Origin of the sequence: Microbacterium phyllosphaerae (assembly GCF_050628115.1) — a bacterium.
GTDB lineage: Bacteria > Actinomycetota > Actinomycetes > Actinomycetales > Microbacteriaceae > Microbacterium > Microbacterium phyllosphaerae_A.
In genome coordinates, this window is record NZ_CP192502.1 from 1,555,216 (window position 1) to 1,576,555 (window position 21,340).

A 21,340-nucleotide genomic window follows, 5' to 3' on the forward strand; every position below is an offset into this window, starting at 1 on the left:
CAAGCGCACGGTCCATATAGGCACGTCGGGCCAGAGGATCGATGCCTCCAGCGATGACGGAGCGTTCAGGTCGCCGCTCGGGGGGAGATCGCTGCAGGTGAGCGGCCTCGTCGCAGACGGCGCCGTCGACCTTCGATTCGCCCACAACGCGAGCGAGAGCTTCCTGTTGGTGACGGGCACCGCTGCTCGACTCCGCTGGGATCGTGGCCAGGCGGTGAGCGAGCACGCGCTCCTGCTCCTGGCCCGCACGGGGGCGATGGCCGTCGCGGCGGACGGGCCGGTGATGCGCCGGGGCACGTCGATCGCCTTGGTCGTGGCGGGATCCGGACTGGTCGATGTGGAGGTCACCGAGTCACGCAACGAGTTCATCGCCCTGCGGGTGCCTGCGCACCTGGTGTCCGCCGCGGTCGGTTCTGCGCGGTTCGACATGGCTCGGCCTCCGATTCCCTGGCGCCGCCTCGCTCCGCTCTACGCTTTCATGCACGGGGTCTGCGCCACGCCTTCAGGCCCCGTCGAGGAGAGCGATGTGATCTCGCTCACCGCGGAGGCGATCGTCGCGGCGTGCGTGCGCACCGTGGTGGAGGATCTCAACTCCGGAGCAGGCCTGGCTGAAGTCGCGATGACCTTCATCGCCGAGCACCATCGAGATCTGACCGTCAATGCCTCCTCTCTCGCGGGGCGACTGGGTGTCCCGACGCGCACGCTGCAGACGGCCTTCGCCGCCGCCGGGACCACAGCACGGTCAGAGCTGCGCAGCGCACGCGTGGCAGCGTTGGTGCTCCTTCAGGCGGACTATCCGCACCTGACTCAGTCGGAGCGGGCCCGCCTCGCCGGCTTCGCGTCACGTTCGGCGATGTACCGCGCGCTGAACGAGCTGTCTGCGACGGAGCTCGGGTCCGGCTCCGGCGGGATGCGAGGGGCTCAGGCCGTCGCGGCATCGTCAGCCGCGGCGGGCTGAGCCGGCTGAATGCCGTAGAGCGTCGAGAGCGCGGCGGCGAACTCCTCCGCCTGGCCGGTGGCCGCGAGCTCGTGCGCGCGCGTGGTCGGCGTGTGAAGCAGAACGCCGGTGAGATGCCGAAGCGCCTGCTCGACCTTGCCGTCCTCATCGCCGCGCGCGCGTGCTCGGCCGATCTCGGCTTCCAGGAGCGCGAACATATGCGACCGCAGGGCGACGACCGACGGGGTCACGCTCTGTCGGCTGCCCACGACATGGAATGTGTCGGCAGCCTCGCGCACGACCGAACGCGCGGCATCCGTCGCCTGCAGCTCCTCGAGCGGGGCGTGCAGGCTGATGGTCTCGAGATCGAGCAGCGCGACGCCTTCGAGCGAGGCGACGGCAGGATCGACGTTGCGCGGCATGCCGAGGTCGACCACCATCTGGCTGTGGGGCCCCACGGGGCACCCCTCGGTGGCGATCCCTGTCGGCGCCTGCAGGTGCTCAGGGGTCAGCACGGGTTCGGTGGCCGCCGTGCAGGTGATCAGCAGGCTCGATCGCGAAGCGACGCGAGCGTAGTCCTCGGCGGCGACCGGGCGGATGCCGTGCTTCGCGGCGAACTTCTCGGCGCGGCCCGACGGAGAGTAGACCGAGATGTTCACCGCTCCGCGTTCGCGGAGGGTCGCGAGGGTGACCGCGGCGTAGGCGCCGGTTCCGACGAGCAGCACGCGCTCGGTCGACCAGTCGGCGACGCGGCTGTCGGCGAGCTCGAGCGCGAGGCGCACGAGCGAGCGACCTGCGCGGCCGAGCGCCGTGACGTTCTTGACCTTGCGCTGTGCCTGGCTGGCGCGCTGGAACAGCCGCTCGAGTTCGGGGGAGGTGGTGCCCTCCTTGCGGGCGGACTTCAGCGCGCGGCGCACCTGCCCTGCGATCTCGCCCTCGCCGGAGACGACGGACTCGAGTCCTGAGGCGACCGAGAAGAGATGCTCCGCGACGCGGCGACCGGAGTGCACCTCGTAGGCGCCGTCGAGTTCTGCCGTGCTGATGCCGGTCGAGGATTCGACGGCTTCGAGCACCGCCTCGACACCGATCGCACCCGCGGCGGTGACCGGCTCGTCCATCTCGACGTAGGCCTCGAAACGGTTGCAGGTAGCAAGAACGACCGCACCCTGCACGCAGGACGCCATGTCCACAACAGTGGAGGCGACGTCGTCGGGGGTGCGGCTCAGGCGTTCGAGCAATTCGAAGGAGGCGGTCTTGTGACTCGCCGTGACAACCAGCAGCACGCATCGATTCTACCTGAGGCTTCATGCAGGTCGGCCCAGGACCGGATGGGAGGATGGAGGCATGGCCCTCTCCGATGCTCCGCTGCTGCGCGCCCTCACCGGCCCCCGACCCGAGCATGCCCCCGTCTGGTTCATGCGGCAGGCGGGCAGGTCGCTGCCCGAGTACCGCGAGCTGAGGGTCGGAACGCGCATGCTCGACGCCTGCCTCACGCCCGACCTCGCCGCCGAGATCACCCTCCAGCCGGTTCGTCGGCACGGTGTGGATGCCGCGGTGTTCTTCAGCGACATCGTCATCCCGCTGCGTCTTGCCGGTGTGGAGGTTGAGATCGAGGCCGGCCGCGGCCCCGTCTTCGCGAATCCCGTGCGCACGGCGGCCGACGTCGACCGCATCACGGCGATCGATCCGCTCTCACTCGACGGCACCGCGATCGCCGAGGCTGTCGGAATCGTCACAGCAGAGCTCGGTGACACCCCGCTGATCGGCTTCGCGGGTGCACCTTTCACCCTCGCGGCCTACCTGGTCGAGGGCGGCCCGTCGAAGGAGCACCTGCGCGCTCGGGCCATGATGCACTCGGATCCCGAGTCGTGGAACCGTCTCGCGGGCTGGTTGGCGCAGGTCTCGCGTCGCTTCCTCGAGATCCAGCGCGATGCCGGAGCATCCGTCGTGCAGCTGTTCGACTCGTGGGCGGGATCGCTGAGCACCGCCGACTATCGCGCCTTCGTCGCCCCGCACTCCCACGTGGCTCTCGAGGGCATCGGAGTGCCGAGCATCCACTTCGGCGTCGGCACCGGGCCCTTCCTCGCGGACATGCGGCTGGGCGGGATCGCGGATGGCGTGGGTGTCGACTGGCGGCTGCCGCTGGACGAGGCCGCAGCGATCCTCGGGCCCGACGTCTCGGTGCAGGGCAACATCGACCCGGCGCTCCTGTCGGCTCCGTGGCCGGTGCTCGAGGCTCATGTGCGCGAAGTGGTCGAGCGCGGTCGCTCCGCCCGTGGCCACATCGTCAACCTCGGACACGGCGTGCCGCCCGAGACCGATCCCGATCAGCTCACTCGCATCGTCGAGCTGGTGCACTCGATCTGATCGCCTCGGGGGCCCGCGGGAGTATCTAGCTCGAGTGCTATATTGCGAACATGGCAGATAGCGCGTCAGACATCTTCGCCGCGTTGGCCCACCCGACTCGGCGTCAGATCCTCCAGGACCTCAAGGAGGGCGAGCTCGCGGCCGGCGAGATCGCATCGCGGTTCTCGTCGAGCGGGCCGACCATCTCACGGCACCTCAGTGTGCTGCGTCAAGCCGGTCTCGTCAGCGAGCGGCGTGATGCCAATCGCATCCTCTACTCGCTCGTGGGTGAGCGCCTGGCGCTCTCGGTCGGCGACTTCCTCTCGAGCGTGTGCCCCGAGCAGGTGGTGCTCCGCGAGGTGCGCAAGCGCGGCTCCGGCCGCGGAGCACAGACTCCCGCCCAAGCCTGAGTCCGCGCCCCGTTAGCGCGTGCGCCTGTTTCGCCGGTCGGCGACCGGATGCCATCCACGCTGCGGGTGAAAGGATTGACCTATGACCCCCAAGCCCGCGAACCGTGAGTCGTCCCGTGCCGAGCCCGTCGATCTGGCCGTCCGCGCGGCGAAGCGACACATCGTCGTGGTCGGCGGCGGCATCGGCGGGCTGATCGCCGCGCGCGAATGCGTGAAGGTCGGCATGCGCGTGACGCTGCTGGAGGGGTCCGATGCCGTGGGTGGAGCGATCCGTCGAGCCGAGCTCGACGGGATCGTGGTCGACGCGGGGGCCGAGAGCTATGCGACCAGGGGCGGCCGGGTGCGCGCGCTCCTCGAGGAGCTCGGCCTCGAGGATCGCATCGTCACGCCCGCTGCAGGAGGCGCCTGGCTCGCCGGGATCCCCGGCGTCGGGGCCGCACCGCTGCCGGTCGGCGGCATCCTCGGCATCCCCGGCAATCCGTTCCAGGAGGATGTCCGCCGCGTCATCGGATGGTCGGGGGCGTGGCGTGCGTACCTCGATCGTGTCCGCCCGCCCCTCACGATCGGCCACAACCACAGCCTCGGCAGGCTGGTGTCTTCGCGCATGGGAGCCAAGGTCCGCGACCGTCTCGTGGCACCCGTGACGACCGGTGTGTACTCCGCGTCGCCCGACGACGTCGACGTCGACATCGCCGCTCCGGGTCTCAACGCCGCGCTGACGAGCGTCGGCTCGCTGTCGGGAGCCGTCCAGGCGCTGCGCGAGCAGAGCGCAGCGCGAGCAGCTCAGGCTTCGCGGGTCGCTCAGGCTCCCGGCGCCGCTGTCGAGGGGATCGACGGCGGCATGATGGTGCTGGTCGAGGCGCTCGTGGCAGACATCGAGAAGCTCGGGGGAGTGGTCCGTACGGCCGCCCGCGTGACCGAGATCACCAAGTCTTCCTCGGCGTCCGCGGACACCTGGACCGTGCGGGCCGAGGCGAATGTCGGTACCGATCCGAGCGATGGTTCCGGTGCGGGTGAGACGGAAGAACTCGATCTCAACGCGGACGGGGTGGTGATCGCCACCTCCGAGGATGTCGCGCGGCGGCTGCTCGAGAAGACCGTGTCGGCGCTCGCCGAGACCACCGCCGCCGACGCCCCCGAGATCGAGATCGTGACCCTGCTGCTGGCCGCGTCGGCGCTGGACGGCGCTCCTCGCGGCACGGGCGTGCTGACGGTCCCCGGCAGTCATACGGCCAAAGCGCTCACCCACTCGAGTGCGAAGTGGGAGTGGGTGCGGAAGGCGGCCGGTGGCCGGCACCTCCTTCGCGTGTCGTTCGGGGCGCAGGGCGAGCCGGCGGCGACAGCCGCTCTCGAAGACGCCGCTGCTGCGCGAGTCGCTCTGCGCGAGGCATCGGCCCTTCTCGGCGTCGCACTGCCCGAGAGCGCCCTCATCGACGCTCATCGCGCGCGGTACATGCAATCGCAGCCGGCATCGATCATCGGATCGGGTGCCCGACGCGAGGCGGCCCGCAACGCCATCCAGGCGGTCCCCGGGGTAGCCGCAGTGGGCGCGTGGCTTGCGGGAACGGGCCTGGCGCAGGTCATTCCCGATGCGCACGAGGAAGCCGATCGCCTTCGCCGAGCGCTGCTCTGGGACTGATCCGCTGACGAGGCACGTCGTGAGCCGTGGCCCGCTGGCGCTCTCGCCTCTGCGAACCCGAAAGTCGCTCCGCTGTCAACCCCGTGCGCGACAGATGCCTAAATCGGCATACGGGGCTACGCTGGACACCTGGCAGGCGGCGCCGAGCCGCCGGTTCGCCCCAGGCGTTCACACCGGAACAACGTGAGGAGACCCCATGAAGGGGAAGATCGGACTCGTCGTAGGACTCGGCGTGGGATATGTCATCGGAACCCGCGCAGGACGCGAGCGCTATGAGCAGATCAAGACGCAGTGGCTCAAGGTCTGGAACCTCGACCCGGTGCAGGAGCAGGTCGATCGGGTCAAGGGCTACGTCGGCGACAAGGCGGCGGCTGTTCCCGGTGCGATCTGGACCGGCGTGCAGAAGGTCGTCAAGTCGGCGGGCGGCGGCGACAAGACCGCGGGTCAGCGTCTCGACTCGGCTGTCGCCGCAGGCAAGAAGGCCGCTGAGGACATCGTCGACGCGACCGAGGATGCCGTCGACGAGGCCAAGGACGCCGCGAAGAAGCCCGCAGCCAAGAAGCCGGCCGCCAAGAAGCCGTCGTCCACGAGCTCCACCGCTGCGAAGTCCGGGAGCTGACATGCCCCGCGGATACCGCGACCGCGCCGAGGACAGCCTGCTGTCCCTGATCGGCGACCTTCCCGAACTCATCAGCAGCCTGGTCAAGGCCGAGATCAACGCGGCCAAGGCGTGGGTCTCGAAGACCGCGAAGGACGCGGGCATCGGATCAGTCTGGTTCCTGGTCGCCCTGTTCTTCCTGTTCTGGGCCGTGCCGGTGATCCTGGTGTTCGCGATCGCAGGGTTGTCGTCCTGGTGGCCGGTGTGGCTGTCGGCGCTGGCAGTGCTCGGCATCCTGATCCTCGCCGTGCTGCTGTTCGCACTGCTCGGCATCCTGAAGTTCCGCAAGGTGCTCGCCCGGAAGAACCCCGCGCAGGCGGTGGGCGAGGACATCCGACTCGTGAAGGAGGCCGGCGATGACGAACTCTGACATCACGAGGTCGCTGCCGAAGACCGCAGTCCCCGCGGGGATCGTCGATCCCGTGCAGTCGGCCCGTGCCGAGTTGAAGGCCGCTCTCGCGGCGATCGAGGTCAAGGGCAACTTCCCGCGGCGCATCGACAAGGCGTCCAAGCGCGCAGCGGCGAAGGCGCGTGTCTTCGCCGACCGCAACCCCGCGGCGGCGATCGCGGCGGCCGTCGGCGTCGCCGCAGTCGTCGGCGGTGCCGTCTGGGTCATCGCCCGGGCGCTCTCGCGCTGATCGCTCGGGCGCTCTCGCGCTGATCGCCTGGCGCAACTCCGGCATCCTGACTCGCGTTCGCGAGTGCTCTGCAAAGGGGGCAGACTGGTCGTATGTCCGATGAGCGCGAAGAGAACCCGTCCGGCTTCACCCTGTGGGCCGTCTGGCGACGAAACCCCGACGTTCCGGTCACCGAATCCGACTCGACCGAGCTCGAGACGATCGTCTCGTACATCGAGGACTCCGGCGTCACCGTCCGCGGCTTCTACGACGTCTCGGGGTTGAAGGCAGACGCCGACCTGCTCGTCTGGTTGCACGGCGACACCGCCGAAGACCTGCAGAAGGCGCTCCGGCGCCTGCGTCGCACCGAGCTGCTGCGCACGCTGCTGCCGGTCTGGAATGTGATGGGCGTGCACCGCGACGCGGAGTTCAACCGCGCTCACGTGCCCGGGTTCCTGCGCGGGGTCGAGCCCAAGGACTGGCTGTGCCTGTACCCGTTCGTGCGCACTCCCGAGTGGTACCTCGCGCCCGAGGAGGAGCGTCGCAAGATGCTCGCCGATCACGGTCGCAAGGGCGCTGCGTTCAAGGGCGTGATCGCGAACACCGTGGCCGCATTCGCTCTCGGCGACTACGAGTGGATCCTGCCGCTCGAGGCCGATGACGTCACGGAGCTCGTCGACCTCATGCGCGATCTGCGCTACACCGATGCGCGTCTGTACGTGAAGGAGGAGATCCCCTTCTACACGGGGCGTCGCCTCCGGTTCGACGAGATCGCGGACGTGCTGCAGTAGGCCGACGATGAGCATTCAGAGCACTCGGACCACACCGATCCGACTGGGCACCCGCCGCAGCGCGCTCGCGCAGGCGCAGTCCGGTCACGTCGCCGCCGCCCTCGAGCGGATCTCGGGTCGAGCCGTCGAGCTCGTGCCGATCACCAGCGAGGGCGACACGAACCGTGCCTCCCTGTCGGAGATCGGGGGTCAGGGCATCTTCGCCACGCGTCTGCGTGAGGCGCTGCTCGCGGGGGAGTGCGACTTCCTCGTGCACTCCTTGAAGGATCTGCCCACCGCGATCCCGGAGGGGCTCGTGATCGCTGCCACCCCAGTGCGCGAGGACGCCCGCGATGTCGCGATCACTCGCGGTGGCACGCCGCTGCACGAGCTGCGTTCCGGCAGCAAGGTCGGCACCGGCTCGCCGCGGCGCATCGCGCAGGTCAGGCGCAGGGCTCCGCACGCCGAGGTCGTCGACATCCGCGGCAACGTGGACTCCCGCCTGCAGCGGGTCGCTTCGGGGGAGCTGGATGCCGTCATCCTGGCCGCCGCAGGGCTGTCGCGTCTCGGCTCGGACTCCCCGCTTCGGCGCGAGGAGCTCGGTCTCGCCGAGTGGCCGACCGCACCAGGGCAGGGATCGCTTGCGGTCGAGACCCGGACGGATGCTCCGGAGGAACTTCTCGCAGCGCTCGCCGCACTCGACGACGAGGCAACGCGGCTGGCCGTCACGGTGGAGCGCGCTGTGCTCGAAGGACTCGACGCGGGATGCCAGGCTCCGATGGCCGCACATGCGGTCGTCGACGGCGACGAGATCCGCGTCAGGACGGTGGTCTACGCGACCGACGGGGCCCGGCGTATCGGCCTCGACGTCACCGAAGCTCTGAACGGGGAGTATATTCGTCGGAACGGCAGCGGCAATGGAGCGGATGCTGCCGGTGGTGCAGACCCGATGCACGCAGCGCGCGAGATCGGGTTGTCTGTCGCCCATCGGCTGCTCGAGCAAGGGGCGGCCGACCTCGTCTCCCGAGAGCATTCCTCATCATGACCAATTCGAAGCAGGACCGACCGCTGGACGGCTGGCGCATCCTCGTACCCCGCGGAGGCCCGTGGGGCGACGGTGTCGCAGCGAGCCTGCGCGCGCAGGGCGCGGTGCCCGTCGTCGCGCCGCTGATCAACTTCGCGCCGACCACCGACCAGGCAGCCCTCGACGTCGCGCTCGCGCAGCTCGCCGGAGGCTCGTACGACTGGCTGACGGTGACCAGCGCGACCACCGTCGACGTGATGTTCGCCCACAGGGCCGTCGTGCCTCGCGGCACGAAGATCGCAGCTGTCGGCGAGACCACGGCCGCCGCTCTGCAGGCCGTCGGGTACGAGGTCGCGCTCGTTCCCGAGCAGGACAACTCGGCCGAGGGCATGGCCGAGCAGCTCATCGCTCTCGAGACGCAGCCCCGCCGCATCCTCGCCCTGCGTAGCGAGATCGCCAAGCCCGTGCTCAGCGTGCTGCTGCAGGAGGCCGGGCACGACGTCGACAGCGTGGTGGCGTATCGCACGGTCGGCGTTCCGGTGACGGATCGCATCAAGCGCGATGTCGAGAACGGCCGCATCAACGCCATCCTGATCACGAGCGGTTCCGTCGCGGCGCAGGTGCGCGAGCAGTTCCCCGAGATCCCCGACGAGACGCTCCTGGCGGCGATCGGACCGAGGACCGCGAAGGATGCCGGAAAGGCCGGCCTTCCCATCACGGTCGTCGCCGACAAGCAGACCGTGGATGCGCTGATCGACGCGGTGTCGACCTTCACGCTCCCGCACGCGGCAGACGAGCTGGCGCCGTGAGCTTCCCCGACGTCCGACTGCGCCGACTGCGCCAGTCCCCGGCGGTTCGCGGCCTGGTGCGCGAGACCTCTCTCGAGCCGCGTCAGCTGGTGCTCCCGCTGTTCGTGCGCGAGGGCATCCCCGAGGCCGCGCCGATCGGCTCGATGCCAGGGGTCGCTCAGCACTCGCTCGACTCGCTGCGGCGGGTCGCGACCGAGGCCGCCGAGGCAGGCGTCGGCGGCGTGATGCTGTTCGGTGTGCCCGCTGTGCGCGATGCGCAGGGCTCGGGCGCGGATGACCCGAAGGGCATCCTGAACGTGGCGACCGAGGTGCTCGCCGCCGAGGTCGGGGACGCGCTCGTCGTGCAGACCGACCTGTGCCTCGACGAGTTCACCGACCACGGGCACTGCGGTGTTCTCGCGGCGGACGGCTCGGTGGACAATGACGCCACGCTCGAGCGGTACGCCTCGATGGCGCTCGCCCAGGCCCGCGCCGGATCCCAGCTGCTGGGCCTGTCGGGCATGATGGACGGCCAGGTCGGAGTGATCCGCAAGGCACTCGATGCCGAGGGCTTCACCGACACCCTGCTCCTCGCCTACGCCGCGAAGTACGCGAGCGCGTTCTACGGCCCGTTCCGCGAGGCCGTCGACTCGCAGCTCAAGGGCGATCGCCGCACCTACCAGCTCGACCCCGGCAACCGCCGCGAGGGCGTGCGAGAGGCCGTCGTCGACGAAGAAGAGGGTGCGGACATCGTCATGGTGAAGCCGGCCATGGCTTTCCTCGACGTCCTGCGCGAGGTGCGCGACACCGTGCATATTCCGGTGTGGGCATACCAGGTCTCGGGTGAGTACGCCATGATCGAGGCCGCCGCGGCGAACGGCTGGATCGATCGTCGCGCGTCGATCCTCGAGTCCCTGCTGTCGATCCGCCGGGCGGGTGCCGACGTCGTCCTCACCTACTGGGCGACGGAAGCCGCCCGCTGGCTGCGCGGCTGAGAGAGTTCTTTCTCCTCGGGCTGAGTCGCTGTCATCGCGTGCTCGCTGAGTCCGGTGCACAGGTGTTCGGGCTAGCCTGGAGGGGATGGCGGGAGAGCTCCGCGCATCGCCGAGGAGTGTGCTGTGACCGACCGCAATGACGACCTGTTCTCCGCTGCCCGCGCGGTGATCCCCGGCGGCGTGAACTCGCCGGTGCGCGCATACGGTTCCGTCGGCGGTACGCCGCGCTTCCTCGCGTCTGCGAAGGGTGCGACTGTCACGGATGCCGCGGGCAACGAGTACGTCGATCTGGTCGCTTCGTGGGGTCCCGCGCTGCTCGGACATGCGCAGCCCGAGGTCGTGGCAGCGGTGCAGGAGGCTGCTACCCGCGGACTCTCGTTCGGCGCTCCGACCGAGGGCGAGGTCGAACTCGCGGCTCTGATCGCCGACCGTGTGCGGTTCGGAGACGTTCGGCCCATCGAGCGCGTGCGTCTCGTGTCGACGGGGACCGAAGCCACCATGACGGCGATCCGCCTCGCGCGCGGAGCGACCGGCCGGGACCTGCTGGTGAAGTTCGCCGGGCACTACCACGGGCACTCCGACGGCCTCCTCGCGGCGGCAGGATCGGGCGTCGCCACGCTCGCGCTGCCTGGCTCTGCGGGCGTTCCTGCTCCGATCGCGGCCCAGACTCTGGTCATCGACTACAACGACCCCGACGTGTTGGCTGCGGTCTTCGCCGAACACGGCGATCGCATCGCCGCGGTGATCGTCGAGGCGACCGCCGCGAACATGGGCGTGGTGGCGCCCGCGCCCGGATTCAACCGACTGCTCGCCGACACCGCCCATGCGCACGGAGCGCTGCTGATCCTCGACGAGGTGCTGACGGGCTTCCGTGTGCATCCGGCAGGTTTCTGGGGCCTTCAGGCTGCGGCGGGGGAGGACTACCTGCCAGACATCGTCACCTTCGGAAAGGTCGTCGGCGGAGGAATGCCCCTGGCAGCTCTCGGCGGACGTGCCGAGGTCATGGACATGCTGGCGCCGCTGGGTCCCGTCTATCAGGCCGGAACCCTCTCGGGTAACCCGCTCTCTGTCGCGGCAGGCCTCGCGACGCTGCGCCTGGCGACACCGGAGGTCTATGCGACGGTCGATGCGGCCGCTGCTCGCGTCTCGGGTGCGCTGGACGCCGCGCTGACCGATGCCGGTGTGACGCATGCCGTGGCCCATGCGGGCAACCTCTTCAGCGCATCCTTCCGAGCCTCGGCTCCTCGTACTTACGCTGAGGCACAGGCTCAGGAGTCGTTCCGATACGCGCCGTTCTTCCACGCCATGCGTGAGCAGGGGATCGCTTTGCCGCCGAGCGTGTTCGAGGCGTGGTTCCTCACCGCCGCTCACGGCGAAGAGGAGCTGCAGCGTATCGAGGCCGCGCTGCCGATCGCTGCCCGCGCTGCGGCGCAGGCGACCCCCTGAGTCGGGGCTTCGCTCAGACGAACATCACCCGCCGTCGCGGTGAATCCCTGTAGGTGCGCCCGAGCGGGCTGAGCCAGTCGATCGTTCCGTCGGGAAGCTGGTGCGCTGTCCACCTGTGGTCGTCTGCCACATCGGGATGTTTGATCACATGGTGGGTCGCGCAGAGATGACCGAGGTTGTGGATGTCGGTCCTGCCGCCCTTCGCATGATCGAAGGTGTGGTCGATCTGGCACCGATGCACCGGCATTCTGCATCCGGGGAACCGGCAGTGCTGGTCCCTGGCCCGCAGGAACCGTCGCATCGGCTCGGTGGGCCTGTAGGTGTCGGTCTCGATGACCAGCCCGGTCGGATCGAGGAACAGGCGTGACCACCCGCCGTTGCGGCCGGCGAGGTCGCGTGCGATGTCGGGGTGCAGAGGGCCGTGCCCGTCGAGCTGGGCGGAACGGTCGTCGCACCCGGCGAGAGTGGTGGCGGCCACGGTGACGTGGATCCGCCCCTGGATGTTGTCGAGTCCCGAGCCGTTGGCGGCACTCGGGTCGGAGGCGAGCAGGAGGTCGATCAGCAGATCGGCGCGTACCTGGTCGAGCGTGCGCGTATCTGCCGGGACGTGCTCGACCGCGGGGCCTGTCGGGCAGGTGGGGTCGGTGGTGAACGTTCCGTCGCCGAAGATCGCGTAGTCATCGCGTGACGGATCGTCGTGAGCGATGTCCTCCGGATAGACCGGATCTTCGCCGTCATCGATCGGTTCGAGCGACGGCTCGCGGTCTTCCCGCCCGCGGATGACGGCATGAGCGAGCTGGGTGAGGCGATCGAGGATCGCGGTGGCGAGATGCTCGGGGAGCACGACAGCCAGGACGGAGAGCCCGTCTCCTGCCGGCCGCACGGTCACCGTGCGCTCCGACGCCGCCCGTGCGTGGCGCTCGGTGATCGTCGACCCCGACAGCACTGCCGCCAGTTCGCGCAGATGCACACGTGTGCGCGCAGCGGTCTCGCGCTCGGCGACGATGACCGCGACGGTGTCGTACAGCGGCAGCGCATCGGCGTCGGCTCGGCCGTTGTTCACCGCCTCACGCACGACTCCGGCGGCTCGGACGATCTCGCGGACGTGCGCACCGCTGATGGTGCCGCGTCGGAACGCCTCGCGCACGCGCGGATGGCTCGCGTCGAGGAAGCCCGCGTCGGTGAAGGCGTACTCGACGCTGCCCTGGGTCATGCGGTCGGCCGCTGCGTACTCCGCGACCATCGATCGATGGATCGCATCACGGTGGAACGGGCTGTCATCGGAATCCGTGCGGGCGAGCCGCATCCGCTCAGCAAGGAGATCAGATGCCTCCGCCTCGAGACAGGCGATCTGCCGCCGCTTCTCGACCCAGGAATCGAGCAGCTCCGTGCGCTGCTCGAGACCTTCGGCGGTGGCGGATGTCATGCTCTGAGTCTAGTAGATTTGTTCGAAAGTCGTGCGGAACATCGGAATGGGAGAGGGGTGGAATCGTGGGAACCGACAACGGATCGTTGCCTTCCTGTGAGCAAGACACAGACATCTGGGAGGGTGCCGCTGGCAGACTGGACGCATGGTGACGTTGCTGCTCGACCAGACGCAACTCGAGATCGTGCTCTCGCCGATCGAGCGTGCGGCCAGCTTCCACCGTGACAACGTGCGGCTCGTCCGCGACACCATCACCAAGGTGCAGCTGATCGACGACGCATGGACCTGGTTGCGCGGTGTGCCGAACCCGGGCACACACATCCCCGGTGTTCTCGCCGCGGGAACGTGGAAGGCCGCCGGAAGCGTGGACTTCGTGCTGATCCGTCGGCGTCGCCCCAGCGTGGTCATCGACCTCGCGGGCGACGAGCAGTATCGGCGGCTGATCCTCACGACCAGCCACGGTCTCGCACTGACTCAGGCGCTCAGGCTCGACGTCTCCGATGAGCCTGCGGACGTCGAGCAGATCGTCGCCACGTCGCCGACTCCGGTGTCGAAGGGCAGCCGTCGCCCGGTGATCCGCCCGCGTCCGGCCTGATCCACCCCTGAACGAGACGAACGCCCTCCGCAGCCTTTCGGCGCGGAGGGCGTTCGCGTGTGGAATCCGGCGTCGCGGCCTCAGGACTGGTGGTGCTCGCCCTCGTGGCCCTCGTGGTGCTCGCCCTCGTGACCCGCGTGGTGCTCGCCCTCGTGGTGCTCGTGGTGCTCACCCTCGCGACCCTCGTGGTGCTCGGCATGAGCGTCGGTCGGCTCCTCGGCTGCCTCAGACTCGCCCAGCGGGTAGTCCTTCGGCTCGTCCTCGTAGTAGGCGCGTGCGGCTGCGGCGAGCATCGAACTGACAGCCGCGGAGCGCGGGTCGTCATCCGACGAGTCTCCCTCGCCGGAATCCGAGTCGGCGTCGTCATTGGACCCCGACTCATCGGACCCGGACTCATCGGACCTCGACTCCTCGGATGCCGGCACCTCGGTGAAGAACTCGACCCCGGAGTGCTCGTCGATGCCCTCGGCTGCGGGCGCGGACTCGTTCTCGGCACCGGCTTCGGTGTCGGTGTAGGTGTCGGCGGACTGTTCCGCATCGTTCGCCGGCGCGGTTCCGAACAGGATGTCGTCGAATGAGTGACGTGCGGCCTCTTCGGACGGTGCTTCGCCATGAGCGTCGGCATCGTCGGCATCCCCGTCGTGCGCGGAGGGTTCGTCGATCTCGGCCGCCTCGGATGCGACGTCCGCCGCATCTTCGGCGTCATTCGCGTCGGACGCATCGGCCGCGTAGCCGAGCTCTGCCGCCGCGTGCTCGACGTCGCGTGCCGCCGCCGCCGCGTAGGCCGCATCGTCGGCCTTGGCCTCTGCGGCATCCGACGCTGCGGCATCCGCCGCTGCGGCGTCAGTCCGGGCAGCGTCAGTCCGAGCAGCGTCCGATTCCGCCGCATCCGAGTCCGCAGTGGCGACGGGCGCATCCGCACCAGGCGCAGTCTCGGCAGCCCCGGGGGCCTCTTCGTCCTCGGCCTCGGAGATCTCCGCACCCTCGTCGAGGTTCGCCGCGTCTTCCGCAGGAGCATCCTCAGCGTCGTCGGATCCGTCTTCTGCATCCACCGTCTCGACGGAGGCATCCACCGTCTCGACGGGGGCATCCACCGTCTCGACGGGGGCATCCGCAACAGTGTCGCCGATCACCGCAGGCAGGACCGTGGTCGCAGGAGCGGCATCGAGCGAAGCATCCGAAGATCCGGCCTCAGCCCCGGGAGCGATGAACTGCGATGCGGCGGCGATCGCGTGCGGTGCGAGCGTGCCGCCGCGCACGAGCTCGATGAACACGTCTTCGAGCGTGGGGCCGCGCTGCACCAGGGTCGTGAGGGCGATGCCGGCCGATGCCGCGATGGCACCGACCTTGCCGGCGTTGCTGCCGCGGACGGTGAGTCCGGAGCGGAGCACCTCGACCTCGAGGCCGGAGGTCGAGAGCGCCGCCTTCAGTGCGGCGCGGTCCGCGGCATCCACGACGACCGATCCCGCAGACGGGTCGGCGAGCTTCTCGATGCCGCTCGACAGCATGAGCTGCCCCTTCGAGAGCACGAGCACGTGGTCGGCGACCTGCTCGATCTCGCTCAGCACATGCGAGGACACGAGGACCGTTCGCCCCTCGTCGGCCAGGCGACGCATGAGCAGACGCATCCAGCGGATGCCTTCGGGGTCGAGTCCGTTGGCCGGCTCGTCGAACACGAGGGCGCCGGGGTCGCCGAGCAGGGCGTGGGCGACGCTCAGTCGCTGACGCATACCCAGCGAGAAGCTGCCGATGCGTCCTTCGCTCTCGTGCTCGAGACCGACGAGCGACAGGACCTCGTCGACGCGCGACAGGGGGATGCCGTTGGCCTTGGCCGCGATGGTCAGCTGCCGCGATGCAGAACGACGAGGGCGGTATACCGTCTCCTCGAGCACCGATCCGATGGTGCGCAGGGGATGGCGGAGTTCCGGGAATGCGACCCCGCCGATCGTGGCTGTGCCGGAGTTGGCGCGCACCTGACCGAGGAGGATGCGCAGTGTCGTGGTCTTTCCGGCCCCGTTCGGGCCGAGGAAGGCGGTCACGACACCGGGCTCGACTCGCGCGGAGAAGTCGGACACCGCCGTCACGTCATTGAATCGCTTGGTGACGCGCGTGAACTCGAGCACCTGTCCGTCGGGCATCTGCGACCTCTCGTTGCAGTGGGCAGTTCTCTCTATCCTGCCGGAAAAGCCGCCGGATCGCGCATTTACCGCACAAACCCACCCGAATGCAAGGCTGCGACCGAGGGGTAACGTGGCACCCGTGACCGATTCCACCGCCGCTCCCCGGGTCCTCGTCCGCACGGAAGGCGCGCTCGGCAGGCTGACGCTCAACCGGCCAGAGGCGATCAACGCACTCGACCTCGGCATGATCCAACTGCTCACCGAGGCGCTCGAGGCATGGCGCGAGGACACCGACGTGCAGATCGTCCTGATCGACGGCGAAGGTGAGCGCGGGATGTGCGCGGGCGGCGACGTGCGCGGACTGCATGCGCAGATCGTGGCCGGTCGAGCCGACGAGACCGCGGAGTTCTTCCGTGCCGAGTACGCGCTGAACGCGATGATCGCCGAGTACTCGAAGCCCGTCGTGTCGCTGGCAGACGGCATCACGATGGGCGGAGGTGTCGGCCTCTCGGGTCACGCGGCCATCCGCATCGTCACGGAGCGCTCGAAGCTCGCGATGCCCGAGACCCGCATCGGCTTCACGCCCGACGTGGGCGGCACATGGCTCCTCGGTCGCGCTCCCGGCCGGCTGGGCGAGTACTTCGGCCTCACGGGCGGCACCATGAACGGAGCGGATGCCGTGCTGATGGGCTTCGCCGATCACTTCGTCCCGTCCGATCGCCTCGACGCGCTGCGCGAGGCGCTCGCATACCGCGCGGACCCCACAGGTCCGGCCGAGATCGTGCTGCTGTTCGACGAGACCCCCGATCCGTCGGAGTTGCCCGCCGCGCGCACGTGGATCGACGAGGCGTTCTCCGCCGACACGGTCGCCGAGATCGTCGCTCGTCTGCACGAGCAGGGAGCCGCGGATGCCACGGCCACCGCCGAACTGCTCGAGAGCCTCGCCCCGACCGGCCTCGCCGTGACTCTGGATGCGGTCCGCGAAGCGCGAGCGCTTCCGAACCTCAGAGCCGCGCTCGAAGGCGAATACCGTCGCGTGATGTGGTTCGTGACGCGGCACCCCGACCTCGTCGAGGGGATCCGGGCGCAGCTCGTCGACAAGGATCGCAACCCGAAGTGGGACCCGGCGCGCATCGCCGACCTCGCTCCGGATGCGGGCGGAGAGGCGCGCGATTTCGTGCCCGCACGCCCCCTCTTCTGAGGCATATCGATATATCTGCGGTTGTTCGCCACCGTGCATAAACAGCAGGCCGTAGGCGAAATGGTTCGCTGTGAGCGAAGGTCCGCCCACAGGGGGATACGAATGTCCGCGGTTCGTGGCACTCTGTCATATGCGCGATCGTCGGCCCGCGTCCGCCTGTCGAGAGATCTGCCACTTCATCCTTCCTAGAAAGTCCGCCTGTGCTGGGAAAAATCCTCGTTCGATATCTGTCCCGCTATAAGTGGTTGCTCGTGGCCGTGCTGGTGTTCCAGTTCGCCAGCGCGATCGCGACTCTGTACCTTCCCCGTCTCAACGAAGACATCATCAACAAGGGCGTCGCTCAGTCCGACACCGACTACATCTGGCGCACCGGCCTGTTCATGCTCGCCGTGTCGCTCGGCCAGATCATCGCCTCGGTCATCGCCACCTACTTCGCCGCCCGTGCGTCGATGGGGGCTGGCCGCGACATCCGCGCCGACGTGTTCGGCAAGGTGAGCGGATTCTCTGAGCGCGAGGTCTCGCAGTTCGGGGCGGGTTCCCTCATCACCCGCAACACGAACGACGTGCAGCAGGTGCAGATGCTCGCGATGATGGGCGCCACCATGCTCGTCACCGCGCCGCTCCTCGCGATCGGCGGCATCATCTTCGCCGTGCAGACGAACATCGGTCTCAGCTGGCTGATCGCGGTCTCCGTGCCGCTCCTGCTGATCGTCGCCGGTCTGGTCGTGAGCCGCATGGTGCCGCTGTTCCGCAGCTATCAGGGCAAGCTCGACACCGTGAACCGCGTCATGCGCGAGCAGCTGACCGGTGTGCGCGTCGTCCGTGCCTTCGTGCGCGAGCGCATCGAAGAAGAGCGGTTCCGTGAAGCGAACACCGACATCATGGTCGTCGGCCGCAAGGTCGGCTCGCTGTTCGTGCTCCTGTTCCCGCTGTTCATGCTGATCCTCAACGTCACGGTCGTGGCTGTCGTCTGGTTCGGCGGCATCGAGGTCAACAGCGGCACGGTGCAGGTCGGCACGATCTTCGCCTTCATGCAGTACATCGGCCAGATCATGGGCGGCGTCATCATGGCGAGCTTCATGGCCATCATGATCCCGCGCGCAGCCGTCTCGGCAGAGCGCATCGGCGAGGTCCTCGACACGACCTCGAGCATGGAACGTCCGACCGACGGCGTCACCGACTTCCCGGCTCCGGGTGCGGTCGCGTTCGACGACGTCGAGTTCACGTATCCCGGCGCGGATTCGCCTGTGCTCACCGGAATCAGCTTCGCGGCTGAGCCCGGCGAGACGGTGGCGATCGTGGGCTCGACCGGTGCGGGCAAGACCACGCTCGTCTCGCTGATCCCACGACTCTTCGATGCCACGGGCGGAGCGGTGTTCGTCGGAGGAGCCGACGTCCGCAAGGCCGACGTCGAATCGCTGTGGGCGACCATCGGGCTCGTTCCGCAGCGACCGTTCCTGTTCACGGGAACCGTCGCATCGAACCTGCGCTACGGCCGCGAAGACGCCACGGACGACGAGCTGTGGCATGCCCTCGAGATCGCGCAGGGCCGGGACTTCGTCGAGGAGATGCCCGAGGGCCTCGACTCGCGGATCACGCAGGGTGGCACGAACGTCTCGGGTGGGCAGCGTCAGCGTCTCGCGATCGCCCGTGCGATCGTGCGGCAGCCGCAGATCCTCGTGTTCGACGACTCGTTCTCGGCGCTCGACCTCACCACCGACGCGCATCTGAGGCAGGCGCTGTGGCGCGAGCTGCCTCACGTGACCAAGATCGTGGTCGCGCAGCGCGTCTCGTCCATCACCGATGCGGATCGCATCGTCGTGCTCGAAGGGGGCACCATGGTCGGCGTCGGCACGCACGAGGAACTCCTCGAGACGAGCACGACCTATCGAGAGATCGTCGAGTCGCAGCTGGGGGTGGACGCATGAGCGAGCAGAACGAACCCCAGACACGTCGGGGCCGCGCCGCCAAGGCGACCGCAACCGAGGCGAAGGCGACCACCGCGACGGCCGAGCCGGAACTGACGGACGAAGAGAAGTACGAGGCTGAGCTCGCCGAGAAGGCGCGCCAGAACGGTGGCGGCTGGGACAGCGTCGCACCGGGCAAGGCCGACAACTTCGGCAAGAGCTTCAGCCGGATGATCGGACTGCTGAAGCCCTCGGCCGTCTGGTTCATCCTGGTGTCGATCGCCGGCGCGGTCGGCGTCGTGCTCACGGTGGCCGCACCGAAGGTGCTCGGCGAAGCCACGAACCTCATCTACAAGGGCTTCATCTCGGTGCAGCTCGGGCAGGCGAACGGCGACTTCCCCGGCTTCCCGGCGGGCACATCGCAGGACGACGTGGTCGCAGCCCTCCGCCAGGGCGGGCAGGACGACTACGCGAACCAGGTCGCGGCGCTCGGCAGCTTCCAGGTCGGGGACGGCGTGGACTTCGACGCGCTTCGGTGGGTCATCATCGCGGTCCTCGCGATCTACATCGTCGCCGCCTTCCTGAGCTGGATCCAGGGCTACGTGATCAACGTCATCATGGTGCGCACCATGTGGCGCCTGCGCGAGCAGGTCGAGGCGAAGATCAACCGTCTACCCCTGTCGTACTTCGACAAGGTGCAGCGCGGTGACCTGATCTCGCGTGTCACGAACGACATCGACAACATCACCCAGACGATGCAGCAGTCGCTGTCCGGTGCGATCACGGCCGTCCTCACGGTCGTGGGCGTGCTGGTGCTGATGTTCTCGATCTCGTGGCAGCTCGCGCTCGTCGCACTCGTGGCCCTCCCGCTGATGGGCGTGATCTTCGGTGTCATCGGACCGAGGTCTCAGAAGGCCTTCGGCACGCAGTGGCGCAAGGTCGGTCGTCTGAACGCCCGCGTCGAGGAGGCATTCTCGGGCCACGCGCTCGTGAAGGTCTTCGGACGCGAGCAGGACGCCCTCGAGAAGTTCAAGGACGAGAACGAAGAGCTCTTCCAGGCGAGCTTCAAGGCGCAGTTCCTCTCGGGCATCATCATGCCCGCGATGACCTTCGTCGGCAGCCTCACCTATGTGGGCATCGCCGTGCTCGGCGGGCTCATGGTCGCGAACGGCCAGCTGCGCCTCGGTGACGTGCAGGCGTTCATCCAGTACTCGCAGCAGTTCACACAGCCGCTGTCGGAGCTGGGCGGGATGGCCGCAGTCGTGCAGTCGGGAACCGCGTCGGCCGAGCGGGTGTTCGAGCTTCTCGACACCGAGGAGCAGGAGGCCGATGACGCTGACGCTCCGGCGCTCGCAGACGGCCAGGGCGTCGTGGAGTTCGAGAACGTCGCGTTCTCCTACACACCAGAGCGTCCTCTGATCACCGACCTCTCGTTCCGTGTCGAGCCGGGCCAGACCGTCGCGATCGTCGGCCCCACCGGGGCGGGAAAGACGACGCTGGTCAACCTGATCATGCGGTTCTACGAGCTGAACGGCGGGCGCATCCTGCTCGACGGTCAGGACATCTCCGAGGTCACGCGTGACCAGCTGCGTTCCCGCACCGGCATGGTGCTGCAGGATCCGTGGCTGTTCGCCGGAAGCATCCGCGAGAACATCCGGTACGGCCGCTCGACCGCGACCGACGACGAGGTGCTCGAGGCGGCGAAGGCGACGTACGTCGACCGCTTTGTGCACGCCCTCCCCGAGGGGTACGACACGGTGCTCGACGAGGACGCGTCGAACGTCTCGGCCGGTGAGCGTCAGCTGATCACGATCGCGCGGGCGTTCGTCGCCCAGCCGTCGATCCTGATCCTCGACGAGGCCACATCGGCGGTCGACACGCGTACCGAGCTGCTGCTGCAGCACGCCATGGCGGCTCTGCGGCAGGGGCGCACGTCGTTCGTGATCGCCCACCGCCTGTCGACCATCCGCGACGCCGACCTCATCCTCGTGATGGAACACGGTGACATCGTCGAGAAGGGCACGCACGACGAGCTCATCGCCGCGCAGGGCGCCTACTGGCGTCTGTACCAGTCGCAGTTCGAGCAGGCGGCGACGGACATCGACGCCGAGGACGCGCTCACGGGAACGACTCCGGTCGTCGTGAGCGGCGACGCGGAAGAAGAAGCAGCAGCCGCGCAGGTCGGCGCGTCGGTGGGTGCGCAGACCCCTGCGGCCGAGACCGCTGCAGCCCAGGCGATCGTCGAGCGACCGGACTCCGGTGGTCAGAACGGCTGACGCGAACGCAGCGTGAACCGACAGACGCCCCGCCCCGTTGATCCGGGGCGGGGCGTCTGCGTACGGGCTCCCGGGCTCAGGCTTCCCGGCTAAGGGTTCCAGGGTTTCGTGCTCAGGGTTTCGAGCTCAGGGTTTCGTGCTCAGGGTTTCGTGCTCAGGGTTTCGTGCTCAGGGTTCCGGGCTGA

At 68.7% G+C, this 21,340-nt stretch carries 19 protein-coding genes; 16 read left to right on the forward strand and 3 right to left on the reverse strand.

Annotation, left to right across the window (positions count from 1 at the left end; translation table 11 throughout):
* Positions 1-97: 97 nt before the first annotated feature.
* Positions 98-958: a hypothetical protein gene (locus ACQ4LY_RS07235; protein ID WP_431075343.1), complete on the forward strand. Its 861-nt coding sequence runs from the start codon at positions 98-100 to the stop codon at positions 956-958.
* Here the strand turns inward: ACQ4LY_RS07235 and ACQ4LY_RS07240 are convergent.
* Entirely contained in the window at positions 922-2,220 is a 1,299-nt protein-coding gene (locus tag ACQ4LY_RS07240; protein ID WP_431075345.1) for a glutamyl-tRNA reductase, read from the reverse strand. The two genes, ACQ4LY_RS07235 and ACQ4LY_RS07240, sit on opposite strands and share 37 nt — an antisense overlap.
* A 61-nt stretch (positions 2,221-2,281) precedes the next feature.
* Here ACQ4LY_RS07240 and hemE point away from each other — a divergent pair, with 61 nt between their 5' ends.
* The 11 genes from hemE to hemL all read left to right on the forward strand — a co-directional run bounded on the left by hemE (position 2,282) and on the right by hemL (position 11,630).
* Positions 2,282-3,304 carry a uroporphyrinogen decarboxylase gene (hemE, locus tag ACQ4LY_RS07245; protein WP_431075346.1) on the forward strand — a complete coding sequence of 341 codons (1,023 nt, stop codon included), beginning with the start codon at positions 2,282-2,284 and terminating at the stop codon, positions 3,302-3,304.
* Between the two features lie 50 nt (positions 3,305-3,354).
* Positions 3,355-3,693 carry a metalloregulator ArsR/SmtB family transcription factor gene (locus ACQ4LY_RS07250; protein WP_431075347.1) on the forward strand — a complete coding sequence of 113 codons (339 nt, stop codon included), beginning with the start codon at positions 3,355-3,357 and terminating at the stop codon, positions 3,691-3,693.
* An 82-nt stretch (positions 3,694-3,775) separates the two neighbouring features.
* Positions 3,776-5,332, forward strand: a complete 1,557-nt coding sequence (gene hemG / locus ACQ4LY_RS07255) for a protoporphyrinogen oxidase (protein ID WP_431075348.1) — start codon at positions 3,776-3,778, stop codon at positions 5,330-5,332.
* 196 nt (positions 5,333-5,528) lie between these two features.
* The gene (locus ACQ4LY_RS07260; protein WP_431075349.1) at positions 5,529-5,951 is read left to right on the forward strand and encodes a hypothetical protein; all 423 of its coding nucleotides are present in this window, start codon (positions 5,529-5,531) and stop codon (positions 5,949-5,951) included.
* A 1-nt stretch (position 5,952) separates the two neighbouring features.
* Positions 5,953-6,360, forward strand: a complete 408-nt coding sequence (locus ACQ4LY_RS07265; protein ID WP_056313761.1) for a phage holin family protein — start codon at positions 5,953-5,955, stop codon at positions 6,358-6,360.
* Positions 6,347-6,628 carry a hypothetical protein gene (locus ACQ4LY_RS07270; protein ID WP_082477971.1) on the forward strand — a complete coding sequence of 94 codons (282 nt, stop codon included), beginning with the start codon at positions 6,347-6,349 and terminating at the stop codon, positions 6,626-6,628. Before ACQ4LY_RS07265 ends, ACQ4LY_RS07270 begins: the two co-directional genes overlap by 14 nt.
* Positions 6,629-6,720: 92 nt before the next feature.
* Positions 6,721-7,398 (forward strand): hydrogen peroxide-dependent heme synthase, encoded by a 678-nt coding sequence (hemQ, locus tag ACQ4LY_RS07275; RefSeq protein ID WP_431075350.1) that lies wholly within the window; start codon positions 6,721-6,723, stop codon positions 7,396-7,398.
* 7 nt (positions 7,399-7,405) lie between these two features.
* Positions 7,406-8,422, forward strand: a complete 1,017-nt coding sequence (gene hemC, locus ACQ4LY_RS07280) for a hydroxymethylbilane synthase (RefSeq protein WP_431075351.1) — start codon at positions 7,406-7,408, stop codon at positions 8,420-8,422.
* A complete protein-coding gene (locus ACQ4LY_RS07285; protein ID WP_259161611.1) occupies positions 8,419-9,210 on the forward strand; it encodes a uroporphyrinogen-III synthase in 792 nt (263 codons plus the stop codon). The genes hemC and ACQ4LY_RS07285 overlap by 4 nt, the downstream gene beginning before the upstream one ends.
* Positions 9,207-10,184, forward strand: coding sequence for a porphobilinogen synthase (hemB, locus tag ACQ4LY_RS07290; protein WP_431075352.1), 978 nt, complete (start codon positions 9,207-9,209; stop codon positions 10,182-10,184). The genes ACQ4LY_RS07285 and hemB overlap by 4 nt, the downstream gene beginning before the upstream one ends.
* A 123-nt stretch (positions 10,185-10,307) precedes the next feature.
* Entirely contained in the window at positions 10,308-11,630 is a 1,323-nt protein-coding gene (gene hemL / locus ACQ4LY_RS07295) for a glutamate-1-semialdehyde 2,1-aminomutase (protein ID WP_431075353.1), read from the forward strand.
* A gap of 13 nt (positions 11,631-11,643) precedes the next feature.
* Here hemL and ACQ4LY_RS07300 read toward each other — a convergent pair whose 3' ends face one another.
* On the reverse strand, positions 11,644-13,056 hold the full coding sequence (locus ACQ4LY_RS07300) for a DUF222 domain-containing protein (RefSeq protein ID WP_431075354.1): 1,413 nt from the start codon (positions 13,054-13,056) through the stop codon (positions 11,644-11,646).
* Positions 13,057-13,201: 145 nt separating this feature from the next.
* Between ACQ4LY_RS07300 and ACQ4LY_RS07305 the strand changes: the two genes are divergently transcribed.
* Positions 13,202-13,651: a hypothetical protein gene (locus ACQ4LY_RS07305; protein ID WP_431075355.1), complete on the forward strand. Its 450-nt coding sequence runs from the start codon at positions 13,202-13,204 to the stop codon at positions 13,649-13,651.
* Between the two features lie 80 nt (positions 13,652-13,731).
* Here ACQ4LY_RS07305 and ACQ4LY_RS07310 read toward each other — a convergent pair whose 3' ends face one another.
* Positions 13,732-15,789, reverse strand: coding sequence for an ATP-binding cassette domain-containing protein (locus ACQ4LY_RS07310; RefSeq protein ID WP_431075356.1), 2,058 nt, complete (start codon positions 15,787-15,789; stop codon positions 13,732-13,734).
* 121 nt (positions 15,790-15,910) lie between these two features.
* Between ACQ4LY_RS07310 and ACQ4LY_RS07315 the strand changes: the two genes are divergently transcribed.
* From ACQ4LY_RS07315 to ACQ4LY_RS07325, 3 genes are all read left to right on the forward strand, one after another.
* A complete protein-coding gene (locus ACQ4LY_RS07315) occupies positions 15,911-16,972 on the forward strand; it encodes an enoyl-CoA hydratase/isomerase family protein (RefSeq protein WP_431075357.1) in 1,062 nt (353 codons plus the stop codon).
* A gap of 200 nt (positions 16,973-17,172) precedes the next feature.
* Positions 17,173-18,900 (forward strand): ABC transporter ATP-binding protein, encoded by a 1,728-nt coding sequence (locus tag ACQ4LY_RS07320; protein WP_431075358.1) that lies wholly within the window; start codon positions 17,173-17,175, stop codon positions 18,898-18,900.
* Entirely contained in the window at positions 18,897-21,155 is a 2,259-nt protein-coding gene (locus tag ACQ4LY_RS07325) for an ABC transporter ATP-binding protein (protein ID WP_431075359.1), read from the forward strand. The genes ACQ4LY_RS07320 and ACQ4LY_RS07325 overlap by 4 nt, the downstream gene beginning before the upstream one ends.
* The last annotated feature ends 185 nt before the right edge of the window (positions 21,156-21,340 follow it).